This window comes from Kushneria pakistanensis (assembly GCF_014652795.1).
GTDB lineage: Bacteria > Pseudomonadota > Gammaproteobacteria > Pseudomonadales > Halomonadaceae > Kushneria > Kushneria pakistanensis.
Genome location: NZ_BMZM01000002.1, coordinates 80,190 through 98,001, shown reverse-complemented (window position 1 = coordinate 98,001; position 17,812 = coordinate 80,190). Strand labels below are relative to the sequence as shown.

At 61.1% G+C, this 17,812-nt stretch carries 12 protein-coding genes; 9 read left to right on the top strand and 3 right to left on the bottom strand.

Annotated elements, in window-relative coordinates; all coding sequences use genetic code 11:
• Positions 1-301 precede the first annotated feature (301 nt).
• Positions 302-505: a hypothetical protein gene (locus IE123_RS05910; protein WP_189516121.1), complete on the top strand. Its 204-nt coding sequence runs from the start codon at positions 302-304 to the stop codon at positions 503-505.
• A 203-nt stretch (positions 506-708) separates the two neighbouring features.
• On the opposite strand, the gene typA is transcribed toward IE123_RS05910, so the two are convergent.
• Positions 709-2,541, bottom strand: coding sequence for a translational GTPase TypA (gene typA, locus IE123_RS05905; protein ID WP_189516119.1), 1,833 nt, complete (start codon positions 2,539-2,541; stop codon positions 709-711).
• A gap of 541 nt (positions 2,542-3,082) precedes the next feature.
• Here typA and glnA point away from each other — a divergent pair.
• The 6 genes from glnA (at position 3,083) to IE123_RS05875 (ending at position 10,236) form a co-directional block, all read left to right on the top strand.
• On the top strand, positions 3,083-4,489 hold the full coding sequence (gene glnA / locus IE123_RS05900) for a glutamate--ammonia ligase (protein ID WP_189516117.1): 1,407 nt from the start codon (positions 3,083-3,085) through the stop codon (positions 4,487-4,489).
• A 128-nt stretch (positions 4,490-4,617) separates the two neighbouring features.
• Positions 4,618-5,166 (top strand): DUF4124 domain-containing protein, encoded by a 549-nt coding sequence (locus tag IE123_RS05895; RefSeq protein WP_189516114.1) that lies wholly within the window; start codon positions 4,618-4,620, stop codon positions 5,164-5,166.
• Between the two features lie 176 nt (positions 5,167-5,342).
• Positions 5,343-6,428 carry a nitrogen regulation protein NR(II) gene (gene glnL, locus IE123_RS05890; RefSeq protein ID WP_189516112.1) on the top strand — a complete coding sequence of 362 codons (1,086 nt, stop codon included), beginning with the start codon at positions 5,343-5,345 and terminating at the stop codon, positions 6,426-6,428.
• Positions 6,421-7,845, top strand: a complete 1,425-nt coding sequence (ntrC, locus tag IE123_RS05885) for a nitrogen regulation protein NR(I) (protein ID WP_189516110.1) — start codon at positions 6,421-6,423, stop codon at positions 7,843-7,845. The genes glnL and ntrC overlap by 8 nt, the downstream gene beginning before the upstream one ends.
• Positions 7,846-7,965: 120 nt before the next feature.
• Positions 7,966-8,829, top strand: a complete 864-nt coding sequence (locus IE123_RS05880; RefSeq protein ID WP_189516108.1) for an oxaloacetate decarboxylase — start codon at positions 7,966-7,968, stop codon at positions 8,827-8,829.
• A 69-nt stretch (positions 8,830-8,898) separates the two neighbouring features.
• A complete protein-coding gene (locus IE123_RS05875) occupies positions 8,899-10,236 on the top strand; it encodes a deoxyguanosinetriphosphate triphosphohydrolase (protein ID WP_189516106.1) in 1,338 nt (445 codons plus the stop codon).
• An 88-nt stretch (positions 10,237-10,324) separates the two neighbouring features.
• On the opposite strand, the gene IE123_RS05870 is transcribed toward IE123_RS05875, so the two are convergent.
• Complete coding sequence (locus IE123_RS05870) at positions 10,325-11,965, bottom strand: carbohydrate porin (protein WP_189516104.1); 1,641 nt, start codon at positions 11,963-11,965, stop codon at positions 10,325-10,327.
• A gap of 456 nt (positions 11,966-12,421) precedes the next feature.
• Between IE123_RS05870 and IE123_RS05865 the strand changes: the two genes are divergently transcribed.
• Both IE123_RS05865 and betT read left to right on the top strand, forming a co-directional pair.
• Positions 12,422-14,074, top strand: a complete 1,653-nt coding sequence (locus tag IE123_RS05865; RefSeq protein WP_189516102.1) for a glycoside hydrolase family 13 protein — start codon at positions 12,422-12,424, stop codon at positions 14,072-14,074.
• Between the two features lie 341 nt (positions 14,075-14,415).
• Entirely contained in the window at positions 14,416-16,476 is a 2,061-nt protein-coding gene (gene betT / locus IE123_RS05860; RefSeq protein ID WP_189516100.1) for a choline BCCT transporter BetT, read from the top strand.
• 106 nt (positions 16,477-16,582) lie between these two features.
• Here betT and IE123_RS05855 read toward each other — a convergent pair whose 3' ends face one another.
• A complete protein-coding gene (locus IE123_RS05855; protein WP_189516098.1) occupies positions 16,583-17,743 on the bottom strand; it encodes an MFS transporter in 1,161 nt (386 codons plus the stop codon).
• Positions 17,744-17,812: the final 69 nt, after the last annotated feature.

The following is a 17,812-nucleotide window of genomic DNA, read 5'->3' as shown; positions in this document are numbered from 1 at the left end:
GTTGAAAAGTTGTAGTTCGATAGTTCTTTTCAATTTCCCTCATGCTAATTACACAGTGTACTTTGCGTTACCTTCTGATACATTAAGCATTACAGAGTTACTGATAAGGCAGCTCATACGGTTCTCAACCTTCATGCAGGGTGAATCGATCAGCGAAGGTATCAGTGGTCTGAAAGGAATCAGCGGTTTGTTGGAGCACAGCGCCCGGAAAAGGCGACCACCATCAGGAACATGGCTGTGCAAAGTGGCTTCCATTTAAAAAACGCGCTGCGATAACGCCGCGTTGAGAGGAGATAGGACCATGGCACTGTTAATCATTGGCGGAATGGGTTACGCACTGCTGATCATGTTCATGCTGGGGGCGATGATGCTTTCCGGACGAGCAGCAGATCGCGAAGCGCGTCGACTGCAGCCGGTAGCGGTAAGAACTTCTACACCGGTTGCTTGCAGCAACACACAGCAGCCTGCAAGCTTTTCGCCCATGGCCGGCCGTGACGCTGCCTGATCTTCCCTGAGCGTTGATCAACAAAAGGCCGCTGCCCGAAAGGGCAGCGGCCTTTGTGTATCTGCTGTCTGCTGTCTGGTGATTCAGGAGGCAGGAGGCAGGAGCGACACTATCCATCCGATCGGGGTTATCTTCAGAACATAAAAAACGGCCTGCATTTCTGCAGGCCGTTTTCGTGTTCAACGATACCGTTTCAAGCGTGCTTACTTCTTGTTGCGCTTGCGGTCGGTTTCCTTGAGGTGCTTCTTGCGGATCCGGATGAAGCCGGGCGTGACTTCCACCAGCTCGTCGCTGTCCAGAAACTCGATGGCCTGTTCCAGCGTGAAGCGGATCGGCGGCGTCAGCACGATGTTTTCATCGTTACCCGAGGCACGCATGTTATCGAGCTTCTTGCCCTTGGTCGGATTGACCACCATGTCATCGGAACGGTTGTTGATCCCGATCAGCATGCCTTCATAGACCTCGGTGCCGTGATCGATGATCAGCTTGCCGCGATCCTGCAGGGCGTAGAGGGCATAGGCCAGTGCCTTGCCGTCCACCATGGAGACCAGGACGCCGTTGCGACGCTCAACGCCGGCGCCTTCCTTCAGCGGCCCGTAGTGATCAAAGCGGCTGGTCAGGATACCGGTACCGGAGGTCATGGTCAGAAACTGTGAGCGGAAGCCGATCAGACCGCGCGAGGGAATCATGAAGTCCAGACGCACACGACCCTTGCCATCCGGGTTCATGTTGGTCAGCTCGCCCTTGCGATAGCCCAGCTCTTCCATGACAGAGCCCTGATGCTGCTCTTCACAGTCGATGATGACCTCTTCGTAGGGCTCCTGCTTGACGCCATCAATCTCGCGAATGATGACCTCGGGACGACCCACGGCCAGCTCGTAGCCTTCACGACGCATGGATTCGATCAGCACTGACAGGTGCAGCTCGCCACGCCCGGAGACCGTGAACTTTTCAGCGGATTCACCCTGCTCGACACGCAGGGCCACGTTGTGGATCAGTTCCTGATCCAGACGGTCCTTGATGTTACGGCTGGTGACGTACTTGCCGTCACGCCCGGCAAAGGGCGAATCGTTGACCTGGAAGGTCATCGAGACGGTCGGCTCATCCACGGTCAGCGCCGGCAGCGCTTCGACATTGGACGGATCACAGATCGTATCGGAGATCGAAAGATCGTCGATGCCGGTGATGCAGACGATGTCGCCGGCACTGACCTCATCGGCCTGAACACGTTCCAGACCCAGATGCGTCATGACCTGACCGATCTTGCCCTTGCGGGTCACGCCGTGACGGGAGATGACGCTGACCTGCTGGTTGGGACGTACGCGACCGCGCTTGACGCGACCCAGACCGATGACGCCCACGTAGCTGTTGTAGTCCAGCGCCGAGATCTGCATCTGGAACGGGCCATCGAGCTCAACGGTCGGCGGCTCGACGATATCAACGATGGCCTGGAACATCGGGTCCATGTTGTCGGACAGGTTTTCCGGGTCCATGCCGGCGATGCCGTTGAGCGCCGAGCAGTAGATGATCGGGAAGTCGAGCTGCTCGTCGGTGGCACCCAGGTTGTCGAACAGATCAAAGATCTGATCGATGACCCAGTCAGGACGCGCGCCGGGACGGTCGATCTTGTTGACGACCACGATCGGCTTGAGGCCCTGGGCAAATGCCTTCTGGGTCACAAAGCGGGTCTGCGGCATCGGGCCATCAACGGCGTCGACCAGCAGCAGAACGGAGTCCACCATCGACATGACGCGCTCGACCTCACCACCAAAGTCGGCGTGCCCGGGGGTGTCGACGATGTTGATGTGGTAGTCGTGCCAGGTAATGGCCGTGTTCTTGGCCAGGATGGTAATACCGCGTTCCTTCTCCTGGTCGTTGGAGTCCATGATGCGCTCCTGGTTTTCCGCCTTGCGGTCCAGGGTGCCGGACTGGGCCAGCAGCTTGTCAACCAGCGTGGTCTTGCCGTGGTCAACGTGCGCAATAATGGCAATGTTTCTTAGCTTCTCGATATTGCCGGAAGTCAGCGTATCGGACATAACGCGTTTTCACCTTTGTGTACACGCGCCTGTTCAGGGTAGGAGCATGACCGTGCATTGTTTCAACGGCCACGTCAGCAGCGTGCAATAAATTTGGCCCCGCATTGTATAGGCTAAGTCGTCGGTCGAATAGCTGGAATCGTGACCCGGACGCTGTGAAATGCAATCAGTCGTGCCATGACATACCGCTGTCATGACAATATGACGACAGCACGCCCCTCGGGTTCTGCGCTTTTTTGGTGCAAAAGCGGCATTGGCTGAGCCTTGATGGTGCAGGGCAGCCTCGCCAGGCAGGCCTTCCCACGCCTGCAGCGTCATGGGAAAAAGTGTCTGAATGACGGTTTGAATCTTCAAGTCGCTGTATCGACAGCATTTTTAAAATGCAGTGATTGTCTGCGCGCCATTTTGGCACGCTCCATGCATTATTTGGGTACACGGCGGGACTTGCATGCACTGTGCTTGCGCGTGATACAACGGTGGCGAAAGTGATGGCGTCCTGTTAACGGTTTTTGAGCAGTACCCTTTTTATTGGAGGAGTCACATGTCTGAGAAAACGCTTGCCCTGATCGAAGAAAATGACATCAAGTGGGCCGACCTGCGCTTTACCGACACCAAGGGCAAGGAACATCACGTCACCATTCCTGCGCGCATGGTGGATGACGAGTTTTTTGAAAACGGACAGATGTTCGATGGCTCCTCCATCGGCGGCTGGAAGGGCATCAACGAGTCCGACATGATTCTGATGCCCCAGGATGGCTCCGGCTATCTCGACCCCTTCACCGAAGACCCCACGATTGTCCTGCGCTGTGACATCATCGAGCCTGCCACCATGCAGGGCTACGAGCGTGATCCGCGCTCGATCGCCAAGCGCGCCGAGGCCTATCTGAGCAGCACCGGTCTGGGCGATACGGCCTTTTTCGGCCCCGAGCCCGAGTTCTTCATCTTTGATCAGGTGCATTTCAAGAACGACATGAACCATTCGTTCTTTCGCATCTCGTCCGAAGAGGGTGCCTGGTCGACCGACGGCACGTTCGAAGGCGGCAACATGGGGCACCGTCCGCGCGTGAAGGGCGGCTATTTCCCGGTCCCGCCGGTTGACTCCTTCCACGATATCCGCAGCGCCATGTGCGCCACGCTGGAAGCCGTGGGACAGAGCGTTGAAGTGCACCACCACGAAGTGGCCAACGCCGGTCAGAACGAGATCGGTGTGAAGTTCAACACGCTGGTGCAGAAGTGCGATGAAGTGCAGACCATGAAGTATGTGATCCACAACGTGGCACATGCCTATGGCAAGACCGCGACCTTCATGCCCAAGCCGATGGCCGGCGACAACGGCAGCGGCATGCACGTTCACCAGTCCTTCTGGAAGGATGGCGAGAACATGTTTGCCGGCGACGAGTACGCAGGTCTCTCCGAAACCGCGCTGTATTACATCGGCGGCGTGATCAAGCATGCGCGTGCCCTGAACGCTTTCACCAACCCGTCGACCAACTCCTACAAGCGTCTGGTTCCGGGCTTTGAAGCGCCGGTCATGCTGGCCTACAGCGCCCGTAACCGCTCGGCCTCGATTCGTATCCCCTACACCGCAAGCCCCAAGGGCAAGCGTGTCGAGACCCGCTTCCCTGACCCGATGGCCAACCCGTATCTCGCCTTCTCGGCGCTGCTGATGGCCGGTATCGATGGTATTCGTAACAAGATTCATCCGGGTGAGGCACTGGACAAGAACCTGTACGACCTGCCGGCCGAAGAAGCGCTCAACGTGCCTACGGTCGCCTCAAGCCTTGAAGAAGCCCTCAAGGCGCTCAAGGAAGACCACGCCTTCCTGACCGAAGGTGGCGTGTTCACCGAAGAGATGATCGAGGCCTACATCGAGCTGCAGATGGAAGATGTGACCGCCGTACGCATGGTGCCAAGCCCCATGGAGTACGAGCTGTACTACAGCCTCTGATCGCTGATGCACGATGCCGGCCTTCGGGCCGGCACAGGGAAAAGCCCCGTTTTGACGGGGCTTTTTGTCGTCTGGTGTCAGGGCTGCTTCCGCGATAATGGTTGCCCCATCTTCGTGGAACTGCTGCCGTGTCGGGTCGCCTTCTTTACCCCATGACGCTCTGGGCGGTCGTGCTCTGGCTGCTGCTGACAGCCGTGATACCGGATGCCCACGCGGCGGTCTATCGGCATACGGATGCCCAGGGCAATACGGTCTGGAGCGATCGCCCCAGCGGTACCCGCGCCCAGGTGCGCGCACCGCGCGTGCTGTCGCCTGCAAAAGCTGCTTCCGAACCCGCCGCGACGCCATCCGTCCCGGCGGTCTTTATTCCCTATCAGCGTGTGAGTCTGAAACCCCGCGCCGCGGCCGTTACATTCGAGCAGGCCCGCCTGGGCATTGCCCTGCGTGTGGAGACGGTGCCGCCCCTGCGTGCCAGCGACCGGGTGCAACTGATGATTAATGGCAGGCGGCATCAGTCTCCCCTTGCCAGTCGTGTGCTGGTGGCCATGGGGCTGGCAGCGGGCCGTCATGACCTGATGGCCGAAGTGCTCGACAGCGCCGGCAAGGTCCGTCAGCGCTCACCCATCATGACGCTTGAAGTGCTGGCGGCGACCGAGTCGCAGGTAATCTCTCCCTGAGCTGCCGGGCCGCTGGCCTTGATGCACCATAAAGGTGCATCATGTTCTGCTCAATATTGGTGCTGCGCCACGCACGTGCCCTCCCGACGACATTCCTTCCCCTTGTGGTGCGGCATTTCGCATATGTGGCGCGCTTTTTGCACTATGACAGGGAAACGACGTTCACGAGGCGCTTCATGCATCAACGTCTGCTGGAACATCTCACCACGGCCGTGGTGCTGCTCGATGAGCAGTTGAATGTGCGCTGGCTCAATCCGGCGGCAGAAGCCCTGATGGGGCTGAGCCTGTCGCGGGTACAGGACATGCGGCTTGAGTGTCTGGAAGGGGAAGAGGGACAGATTGCCACCATGCTGGCAGGCGCCCTGCGCAACCAGCATCCCTATACCCAGCGCGAAACGCAGCTGGCCATGCCCAGCGGTGAGCGCATTACGGTGGACTACACCGCCACGCCCCTGTCAAAAACCGAGCTGCTGCTGGAGTTCGAGCCGCGTGATCGGCTGATGCGCATCTCGCGCGAGGAATCCCTGATTGCACGTCAGGAGATGGTCAAGGTGCTCACCCGGGGGCTTGCCCATGAGGTCAAGAATCCGCTGGGCGGCATTCGTGGCGCGGCGCAGCTTCTGGAGCGCGATCTGCCCGATGAAAGCCTGACTGAATTTACCCGCATCATCATCGAAGAGGCCGACCGGCTGCGTGATCTGGTCGACCGCATGCTGGGGCCCAACCGCCCGGTCGAACAGCGCCCCATCAACGTGCATGAAGTGGTCGAGCGCGTGCGGGCGCTGCTGCAGGCCGAAACCGACACCATTCATCTGATTCGCGATTACGATCCCAGTCTGCCCGCCATCATGGGTGATGCCGGCCAGCTGATTCAGGCGGTATTGAACGTCACCCGCAACGCCGTGCAGGCATTAAAGGAAAACGCCATCGAGCAGCCGGTGGTAACGCTGCGTACCCGGGCGCGGCGTCAGTTTACCCTGGGGGCGGAGCGTCACCGGCTGGTGTGCGAGGTCAGCGTGATCGACAACGGCCCCGGCATTCCCGAGACGCTGGCAGAGTCGCTGTTCTACCCGATGATCTCCGGACGTGCCGAGGGTAGCGGGCTGGGGCTGTCCATCGCCCAGTCAATCCTGCATCAGCATCAGGGGCTGATCGAATGTGAAAGCCGCCCCGGCCATACCGAATTTCGCCTTTTGATTCCGCTGGAAGGATTCAGCGAACCCGAGCACGACCGACATGAGAAGGGAGGCACCCATGAGTGATACGGCCCGCGTCTATATCGTGGATGATGATCGCGCCATTCGCTGGGTACTCGAGCGCACGCTCGCCCAGCCCGATATCGATGTCTCCAGCTTTGAACGTGCCGATCAGGCCGAGGAGGCGATCAATCGACAGGCCCCCGACGTGCTGCTCACCGATATCCGCATGCCGGGCATCGATGGACTGGATCTGATGGCACGCGTGCGCGAGCGTCACGCTGACATGCCGGTGATCATCATGACCGCGCATTCGGATCTGGACAGCGCCGTGGCCTCCTATCAGGGCGGGGCGTTCGAGTATCTGCCCAAGCCCTTTGATGTGGATGATGCGCTGTCACTGGTGCGCCGTGCCATCGCCCATGCCCGCGAGCGACAGGCCCCGGCCCGCCTGCCGGAAGGCATTCAGGCCGAGATCATCGGCGAGGCACCGGCCATGCAGGAGGTGTTTCGTGCCATCGGGCGGCTGTCGCACTCCCACATCACCGTCATGATCAACGGCGAGTCGGGTACCGGCAAGGAGCGGGTCGCCCGCGCCCTGCATCAGCACAGTCCGCGCGGCCATCAGCCCTTTATTGCGCTGAACATGGCCGCCATTCCGCGCGATCTGATGGAATCCGAATTGTTCGGTCATGAAAAGGGCGCCTTTACCGGCGCCACGGCGCAGCGTCGCGGGCGCTTCGAGCAGGCCGACGGCGGCACGCTGTTTCTCGACGAGATCGGCGACATGCCGGCCGAAACCCAGACGCGGCTTTTGCGTGTGCTGGCCGACGGCGAGTTCTACCGGGTCGGTGGCCATGTGCCGGTCAGGGTGGATGTACGCATCATCGCCGCCACCCACCAGCATCTGGAGCGCCTGGTCGAGGAAGGGCGCTTTCGCGAGGACCTGTTCCATCGACTCAATGTGATCCGTGTGCATCTGCCAAGGCTCTCCGAGCGGCGCGAGGATATTCCCAGGCTGGCCCGGCACTTTCTGGCCGAGGCGGCGCGTGAACTCTCTGCCGAGCCCAAGGTGCTCACCGAGGCCGCCGGGCAGCATCTCTCCCATCTGCCGTGGCCGGGCAACGTGCGCCAGCTGGAAAACACCTGCCGCTGGCTGACCGTCATGGCCTCCAGCCGCGAGGTGCTCGTCGATGATCTGCCGCCGGAGCTTCGCGACCTGGAAAGTCCGGGCGAGGGCAGCGGTGACTGGCGCAGCGCCTTTCGCGAGTGGGCCGACCGGGCACTGGCCGCCGGCCATACCCACCTGCTGGAAGAATCCGTACCGGATTTCGAGCGCATCCTGATCGAGACCGCCCTCAAGCACACCGGCGGGCGCAAGGGCGAGGCGGCCGAGCTTCTGGGCTGGGGCCGCAATACCCTGACCCGCAAGCTCAAGGTGCTATTGCCGGCACTGGCCGACAGTACCGACCAGGCCGATTGACACAGGTCGATATTCAAAGCGCGCCGGATTGGTGCGTTATGGGACAAAGGTATAAAGTAGGTCGCCATCAAGGATGGGCCGGTCGGGCCCATCGCCGCTTTGTGATGTTCAGGAGTTGTCATGGCTACCCCGTCCCAGCACGATCTGCGCAACCAGTTCCGCGACCTGCTTGCCCGCGAGGACTGCTTTTTCACTGCCTCGACCTTTGATCCCATGTCGGCCCGCATCGCCGCCGATCTGGGCTTTGAAGTCGGCATTCTGGGCGGCTCGGTCGCCTCGCTGCAGGTGCTGGCAGCCCCCGACTTTGCCCTGATCACGCTCAGTGAATTCGTCGAGCAGGCCACCCGGATCGGGCGCGTCACGCGGTTGCCGATCATTGCCGACGCCGACCACGGTTACGGCAACGCGCTCAACGTCATGCGCACCATCTCGGAGCTGGAGCGCGCCGGTGTCGCCGCCCTGACCATCGAGGACACGCTGCTGCCGGCCAAGTACGGGCGCAAGTCCACTGATCTGGTGCCGCTGGAAGAGGGCGTGGGCAAGATTCGCGCCGCCCTGGAAGCGCGTATCGATCCGGCCATGTCGATATTTGCCCGCACTAACGCCGGTGTGCTCAGCGCCGAGGACGCCACGACCCGCGCCATGGCCTACGAGCGCGCCGGGGCTGACGGTATCTGCATGGTCGGCATTCGCGATTTCGATCATCTGGAAAGCATTGCCTCCCATATCAATGTGCCGCTGATGCTGGTCACCTACGACAACCCCGAGCTGCGCGATCGTGAGCTCCTGGCGCGTGCTGGCGTGCGCGTGGTGGTCAATGGGCACGGTGCCTACTTTGCCGCCATCAAGGCCACCTATGACTGCCTGCGCGAACAGCGCCAGATTGCCGATGGCAACCTCAACGCCTCAGAGCTTTCTACCCGCTATTCAACGCTTGAAGAGAACCGCGAGTGGGCGCGTCGCTATATGGATGTCAACGAATAAGCGGGCCTGCAGGGCAGTCATCAATGAACGGCCGGCGGCTGAAGCGCCGGCCCGAAGGGACGAGGCGAGATGAGTCAAATGCAGTGGGAACAGTTGCTCACCCCCGTGCGTCTGGATGACAAGACGACCGAGCGGGAGCGCGAGATCGGCCGCAGTCCCTTCCACAAGGACTTTGATCGCATCGTCTTTTCCGGCTCCTTTCGCCGGCTGGGGCGCAAGACCCAGGTCCACCCGCTGACCGAAAACGATCATATCCACACCCGGTTGACCCACTCGCTGGAAGTCGGCTGTGTGGGTAGAAGTCTGGGCATGATCGTGGGCGAGCGTCTGAGCGAGCGCCTGCCGGGCTGGATTACCCCGGCTGACATGGGGGTGATCGTGCAGGCGGCGTGTCTGAGCCACGACATCGGCAACCCGCCCTTTGGCCATGCCGGCGAGTACGCCATCCGCGACTGGTTCAAGCGCGCCGAGGCCGACGGCACCGGCTTTCTCGAGGCCTTGAGTCCGACCCAGCGGGCTGATCTGCTGACCTATGAAGGCAACGCCCAGGGATTTCGGGTGGTCACCCAGATCGAATACAATCAGTTCAACGGTGGCATGCGCCTGACTGCACCGACGCTCGGGGCGATGCTCAAGTACCCCTGGACGGTGGAGCGGGCGGGCCTGGCCGGCAAGTTTGGCGCCTATCAGTCCGAAAGTGATCAGCTCGAGCGCGTGGCTGGCCTGCTGGGACTCAAACGGCTGAGCGATCACGCCTGGTGTCGTCATCCGTTTGCCTGGCTGGTCGAGGCGGCCGATGACATCTGTTATGCCCTGCTCGATCTCGAGGATGGTCTCGAGATGGGTATCCTGCGCTTTGAAGAAGTCGCCGGCGTGCTGACTCATATCGCCGGTGGTGAACCCGAGGACTACGCCCGCATGGCGCGGGACAATGTTTCCCAGCGTCGGCGTGTGGCGGCTCTGCGTGGTGTAGCCATGGAGCGGGCGGTCAATGAGGTCGCGGCGACCTTTGTCACCCATGAGCAGGCGCTGCTCGACGGCAGCCTGGAAGATGACCTGCTCGATCTGTGCCACCCGGATCTGGGCTGGGGCGTGAGCGAAGCCAAGAAGATCGCCCGCGATCGCATCTTTCGCAATGCCCGCAAGGCCAAGCTCGAGATCGGTGCCTATACGACACTGGGCATCCTGCTGGAAGCCTTTATCGGCGCGGCGCACGAGCTGCACTTCACCGGGAGCTCAAGCTTCAAGCATCAGCGCGTGCTGGCGCTGATTGGGGAAAACACTCCGCAGACTCAGTGGCCGCTGTATGACAGCTACCGTCGCATGCTCGATTTCATCGGCGGCATGACGGATAACTTCGCCGTCGATCTGGCCCAGGAGATGGGCGGGCGTCTGCGAGGGGAGTAATCAGAGGATAGCCCGCACAAAGACATGCAGGCATCAAGGACGCGGCCTGGCCACGTCCCGCTTTCTTTTGTTGGCTCCCCGGCGTTTTCTAGAACCACACTTCCATCTGGGTGCCGAAGGTCCATTCGCTGCCAGTGAAGCCGTCGCTGCCCAGCGCATCCTCATCCGAGAAGCGGTTGAGATCCTTGTTCCAGTCGCTCCAGGTAGCGAAGAAGCGAATCTCCGGGCGCAGCCCGAAACCGCCGACCTGCGGCTTGATGGTGGGTGCGATGGTCAAGCGTGTGTAGCCACCGTTGACTCTCTCAAAAACCTGGGGGTTGTTGTTGCCATCTACATATCCATATCCCGCAGGATCGAGATCCATCCACTGATAGCTGGCTTCGTACTGCATCTCGAAATTCTCGGTCAGCTCGTTGGCCAGTCGCGCGCTGAGGGTTACCCAATCGTAGCGGTCGCCGTTGGCGTAGCGGTCGCGGCTGGTCTGGGCCAGCAGTGACGGGGCGATGCGCCAGTTGGGTGACAGATAGGTGGTACCATACAGCGCCAGCCGGGTTGTATTGGCATCGTCGTTCAGGTTGCCGTCGGCTCCCAGATCCTTGACCTCGCCGCCCAGCCCATGACCGTACATCAGGGCCGCCTTGAAGGTGCCGTCACCCATGCCGAAAAAGCTGTCGCCATGATAAGCCAGCATTGTCTGAAAACCGTTTTCGGCAACATTGTCTCCCGGCACGCCATTACGCGGATCATTATCACGCTCGTCGTTGTCGTTGGCTGACATGCCGCTGATCATCCACTGCCAGGGGCCGAAGCGGTTATTGGAGGTCAGGATCAGGTTATCGGTATCACCATTCAGTTCCGGCTGCTCGCGGGTAATGACGGGGTAGTCGCTGAAGCTGCGCCCGTATAGCGAGACACTGGTGTCCCAGCCGTCGGTGACGCTGATGTCATAGATTCCCGCACCGGTACCGGCGAGAAAGACAATGTCGCTGTCAATCCACTCGATGTTGAAGTTGTCGCGGTCAAAGCGCTTGCCCGCCCAGATCGAGGCATTCTCGAACGCGCCGGTAAAGCTCGGCAGATCACTGAACTCGACGAAGGCCTGGCGCAGGTTGAGTTCGGACTCGTCGGCGGTCCAGTCGTTGCTGGTGGTGGTTTTGTCGGCCAGCATGACGCGATAGAGCGAGTGCGCGCCATTGTCGAAGCGCTGGTTGTAATCAAAGATCGTCTCGACGTAGGTGTCCGGTTCGTTGCCCAATCGCCCCACGGCACCGCCGGAGCGCCCGGCCGGGGTCAGGTAGGGCCCGCCGGGGGCGCTCTTGCGATCGCTGCCGATCAAAAGCCCCGAACGGGCGTAGACGCTCATCGACAGCCCCTCGCCTTTACCCTCTTCCTCGCGTATCTCGGACGGGATGCCGGGGGCCGAGAGCTCCTCATCCTCCGAAGTCTGTGGGACCCCGGAAGTCCGCGAAACATTGTCATGCTGCGCCAGCTGCTGCGCCGGAGCATGACCCTGCTCCGTGCCCTGCTGCGCTTCCAGTGCCGCTTCTGCCCGCGCGGCGCGCTGCTCGGCCTGACTGGCCCGGCGCTCGGAGGCGGCAATACGAGCTTCCAGTTCGGCAAGGCGTTCTTCAATGGACCTGTCAGCGGCACTGGCGGCTGTCGGCAGGGTCATCGCCAGCGCAACGGCAACGGCCAGCGGATGACGCGAAAAGCGAAAAGGCGAAGGCATCGAGGTTCCCTTGTTCATGATTATTGTCGTGATCCGGCTGCTCGATATGTGGGCAGTCTTGTTATGCGCGCCTTGTGCGCGGGATCGTCAAGGGAACTTACCGTTCGATGAAGCCGGTTTCATTGCGACATTCGTCGCCTTGACAAGGAATTATTAAATCCCCTTAAGTGTTGCTATCGCGTCGATAAAAGTGCCTTTCATGGTGGGCTAAAACGATTAAGCAATTGGTCTGGCCTTTGCTGCCAGAGGTGTTTTCAGATGCTCGAAGAGCTCCGCAAACCATCTGATAATCATCATCGCCTTTCACGTCTGGCAGGCCCGCACCGCTGGATTTTGCGCGGCACAGAGGCCATCTTTTTGATGACGACAGTCAGGCGCTGCCGCCGGACGACGTCGAGTACAGGAGCGCACAGGCGCCGATGCCCCCAATCCCCTCACCACACGACGGAAGCTCCCATGACCCAACAGCACTCCCGGCCACAGTGGTGGCATCACGCCGTGATCTATCAGATCTATCCGCGCAGTTTCATGGATGCCAGCGGCGACGGCATCGGCGATCTGGCCGGCGTTACCCAACGCCTCGATTACCTGGCAAACCTGGGGGTCGATGCGCTCTGGCTGTCGCCCTTTTATCGCTCGCCGCAGGCGGATGCCGGTTATGACGTGGCCGACTACCGTGATGTCGATCCGCTGTTCGGCACGCTCGAGGATTTCGATTCGATGCTGGCAGGCGCCCATGAGCGGGGCATGAGGATCATCGTCGATATCGTCCCCAACCATACCTCCAGCGAGCACGTCTGGTTTCAAAAGGCGCTGGCTTCCCCATCGGGAAGCCCCGAGCGGGCGCGCTACATCTTCCGCGAAGGGCGCGGTGAATACGGCGAGCAGCCGCCCAACAACTGGGAGAGCGTGTTCGGCGGGGCGGCCTGGACACAGGTGCCCGGCGAGCGCGAGTGGTATCTGCATCTCTTTGATACCAGCCAACCTGATCTCGACTGGCACAATCCCGAAGTACTTGATGAGTTCGACGATGTGCTGCGCTTCTGGCTCAAGCGCGGGGTCGACGGTTTTCGCGTCGATGTGGCCCACGGCATGATCAAGGCCCCGGGGCTGCCGGACTGGAACGGCTCTCAGGCGATGATCGAGGGCGGCAACCGGGGGCCGATGTGGGATCAGGATGAGGTGCACGACATCTATCGTCGCTGGAATCGGGTGCTCTCCGAGTTCGGACGCGATCGCATGATGGTCGCCGAGGCCTGGGTGCATCCGCCCTCGAAAACGGCGCGCTACGTGCGACCGGACGAAATGCAGCAGGCGTTCAACTTTGACTATCTGCTCACCCCCTGGGACGCCGACAAGCTCAGAGACGTTATCGATACCTCGCTTGAGAGCTACGGCGCGGTCGGTGCGCCCACCACCTGGGTGATGTCCAATCACGACGGGGTGCGTCATGCCTCGCGTCTGGGACTCTCACGCCCGGGAACGCGGCCCAACGGCATCGATGCCGACGATGAGCAGCCCGATGAGGCGCTGGGGCTGCGCCGGGCGCGAGCCATCATCATGCTGACACTGGCCCTGCCGGGCTCGGCCTATCTCTACCAGGGCGAGGAGCTGGGGCTGCCGGATCACACCACCATGCCGGCCCACTATCGCCAGGACCCCACCTTTCACCGCACCAACGGCGAACAAATCGGCCGTGATGGCTGTCGGGTGCCGCTGCCCTGGTGCGCCAATGCCCCGGCCTTTGGCTTTAACACCACCGGTGAAAGCTGGCTGCCGCAGCCGGAGAGCTATGCGCGCTACGCCGCGGATCAGCAGCTGGAAAATGAAGATTCAACGCTGGAACTTTATCGTCGGCTGCTGGCCATGCGTCATGAGCACGGGCTGGGTCATGGCGAGCTGGTCTGGCAGGCGAGCCCGCGCAGCGACGTTTTGAGCCTGACCAACGGGGACGTGACGCTGGTGCTCAACCTGGGCGAGATGCCGGTGGCACTTCCTGGCGGAGAGGTGGCACTGCAGAGCGTGACGGATGCCATCTGTGACGGACAGCTCGCCGGCAATGCTGCCGCCTGGCTGATCCACGCTGATGCCTACCCAGACAACGATTGAATCAAAAGGGCGTGGCGCACTTGTTGGGTGCGCCACCGCTTCATTTCTCATCCCTTTGGCGTTTGTAACCCCTCTCATGAGGACGAGGACACCAGCGCCGTTCATGCCTTGCTGACTCAGGCCCTCCCGGGACACGACCGGTCCACTCGGCAGCGTGGCTGCGAGAGATCTTTATCGGCGTCAATAACCATGGGTTTTCAAACTTTTGCTTTTCAATAAGTGTTTTTTTGAACGATGGTTAGATTGAGTTAACGTTATCCTGAATCACTGCCATGCGATAACAGCATTGAATGCTGATCAAGGGCGCTCTTCCAATCTCCAATAATCAATCAGGAAGACACATGAGTGAGACAACAAAAGACAAGGCCCCCTCGAGGGACCGGCTCAACCCCACCGTCTTCTACGGCTCGGTCATTGGCATTGTGGCGTTCTCGCTGTGGGCAATGATCGCCACCGAACAGGCCAGCGGCGTGATCAACGCCGTGCTGGGCTGGATCTCCAACACCTTTGGCTGGTACTACTTTCTTACCGTCGTGATCTATCTCGCCTTCGTGGTGTTCGTTGGCGTGTCACGCTTTGGCAGGATCAGGCTGGGCCCGGAGCATGCCCGACCGGATTTCAATATCTTCTCCTGGTCGGCGATGCTGTTTTCCGCCGGCATCGGCATCGGCGTCATCTTCTTTGCGCTGGCCGAGCCGTTGACCCAGTTCTATACCGCGCCAAACGCCCCCGAGGGTCAGGTGGAGGCTGCGCGTTATGCCATGCAGCTCACCTTCATGCACTGGGGCCTGTCGGGCTGGGGCATCTACACGCTGGTGGGCATGTCGCTGGCGTTTTTCAGCTATCGCCATAACCTGCCGCTGACCATCTCAAGCGCGCTCTATCCCATCGTGGGCAAGAGAATCTATGGCCCCATCGGCCATGCGGTGGATATCGCCGCGGTACTGGGCACCGTGTTCGGCATTGCGGCAAGCCTGGGGATCGGGGTCATCCAGCTCAACTACGGGCTGAACTTCATGTTCGGCATTGCCGAGAGCGCCTGGACCCAGACCGCGCTGGTGCTGATGATTGTGCTGTTTGCCACCATTTCCGCCGTGACCGGCGTCGAACGGGGCATTCGCCGGCTTTCCGAGTTCAACATCCTGCTGGCGGTGGCGCTGCTGCTGTTTGTCCTGTTTGCCGGCGATACCGTCTTTTTGCTCAACGCACTGGTGATGAACATCGGCGACTATCTCTCGTCGTTTGTGCAGATGTCGTTCAATACCTACGCCTTCGACCGGCCCATGGACTGGCTCAATGCCTGGACGCTGTTCTTCTGGGCCTGGTGGATTGCGTGGGGACCGTTTGTCGGGCTCTTTCTGGCGCGCATTTCCCGCGGTCGCACCATCCGTACCTTTGTGGCCGGTACCCTGACGCTGCCGATCGCCTTCATGGTGATCTGGATGTCGCTGCTGGGAAACAGCGCCATCGACATGGCGATCAACGGCGCTGCCGAGTTCGGTCAGCAGGTGATGGATAATCCGCCGGCAGGCATTTATCTCTTTTTGCAGGAGTATCCCTTCCCGGTGGTCACCACGATTGCCGTGAGCATTCTGGCGATCGTCTTCTTTGTCACCTCGGGGGACTCCGGTGCGCTGGTGCTGTCGAACTTCACCTCGATTCTCAAGGATGTCAGCAGCGATGCGCCGGTCTGGATGCGTATTCTGTGGTCGGCGGTCATCGGCATTCTGACCCTGGCGCTGCTGCTGGCCGGTGGGCTTTCCACCCTGCAAAGCGCCGTGGTAATCACGGGGCTGCCGTTCTCGGTGGTGCTCTTTTTCATGATGGCGGGGCTCTACAAGGCGCTCAAGGTCGAGGCCTTCAAGGAGGAGAGCCATCGGCTGAGTCTGGCCGGGTCCCTTTCCGGTCGCATGGGCACCAGCCGTGGCGGGCAGGGCAATTGGGAGCAGCGGCTTGATCGGGCGATGAATTTCCCGGACCGCAGCGAAGCGCAGCACTTTCTGGAGGCGCGGGTGCGCCCGGCCATGACCGCGATTCGTGACCGGCTCGACCGGCAGGAAGTGGGGGTGCATATCTGTGGCGGCGAGCAGCACGAGAACGACTATCTCTCGCTTAACGTCGACTTCGGTGACGAGCAGAACTTTACCTATCAGGTCTGGACCCGCGCCTTTGCCACGCCGGCCTTCGCCATGCGTACCAAAAGGGTGACGGAGCGCTACTACCGGCTCGAGGTGCATCTGCTGGAGGGCAGTCAGGGCTATGATCTGATGGGATATTCCGAGCAGCAGGTGATTGATGACATTCTCGATCAGTACGAGCGTCACCTGCAGTTTCTGCATCTCAACCGCATGGAGCCCGGCCATATCAACATGCCGGACAGCCCCGAGCAGCCACCGGTCTGAAAATGCCCCGCCCATAATGGCAAGGGCCCGACCACGCGGTGGTCGGGCCCTTTGTCATGCGATGTACGCCATGTGGCCCGTCTGATTGACCATGGTCGCCGCCCGATCAGGCCTTGGCCGCCGGTCGGGCCAGCGCAATGGCCAGTACTGCGGCCACGGCAAGCGCAATAAAGGCGTAGTGCAGCGTGATCGCCTCGGCCAGAAACCCCAGCATGGGTGGGCCGCCGAGCATGCTCAAATAGCCCAGCATGGCTACCGAGGCAATGGCGGCCGAAGGTGACATGGATCGATTGCGCCCGGCCAGGCTCAAAAGGCACGGGAACAGGGTCGACATGCCGATACCGGCCAGTGCAAACCCGAGCAGGGCGGCGTTGGGATCGGCCGCCACGATGGCAAAGGCCAGCCCTGCCAGTGCCATGGCGCTGCCGATCTCCAGTGCCCGCACGGCGCCAACCCGATCCAGCCAGCGATCGCCCAGCAGCCGGCCGACGGCCATGGTACCGGTGAACACGGCCAGCCCCAGCGCCGCGTGCCCGCGCGAGGCGCCAAGCTCAGTCAGAAAGAGTGCCGACCAGTCGGCCATCGAGCCTTCGATAAAGACCACGGCTGCCGCGATGATACCCAAAAGCCAGACACGCCCCTTCGGGCGCACGAACAATGCTCCCACCGGGCGTTCGGCGCGGGGCGGCGGCGCCAGGAGATGACGGTGGCTGATCACAATGCCCAGCAGCAAAAAGGCAGCGACCAGCAGCAGATGCCAGCGCGGTGTCAGCCCCAGCATCGCCAGTGCACCCCCGATCAGGGAGCCGGTCATGCCGCCCAGACTGAAGACGCCATGAAAGGAGGACATGATCGAGCGGCGATAGCGTCGTTCCAGCGTGGCGGCCTGATCATTCATGGCAATATTGAGCAGTCCCATGCCGGCACCGAAAAGCGCCAGCGCCAGTCCCAGCGTCAGCGGGGAGATGGCAAACCCGATCGATACCAGTGACACCACAATGGCGCAGGCCGCCACGCGAGTAATGCGCCGACTGCCAAAACGGGTATTGAAGTAGTTTGACAGCAGCGTCAGGGACAGCGACCCGGCCACCGGGCACAGCAGCAGCGCCCCGAGCTGGGACTGGGACAGATCAAGCACCATGCGAATATCGGGAATGCGTACCGCCCAGTTGGAGAAGGCAAGGCCCGAGAGGGCAAAGAACCAGGCAATGGCCGCGCGGCTGGCGGGGGCACGTGCCACGACGCTCTCGCCGGCAGGTTCATTCATGAAAGACTCCTTGTGAAACGCGGCGCGCCAGCGCCTTCGACAGGGCTGGCGCGTCGTTTTGATGACCAG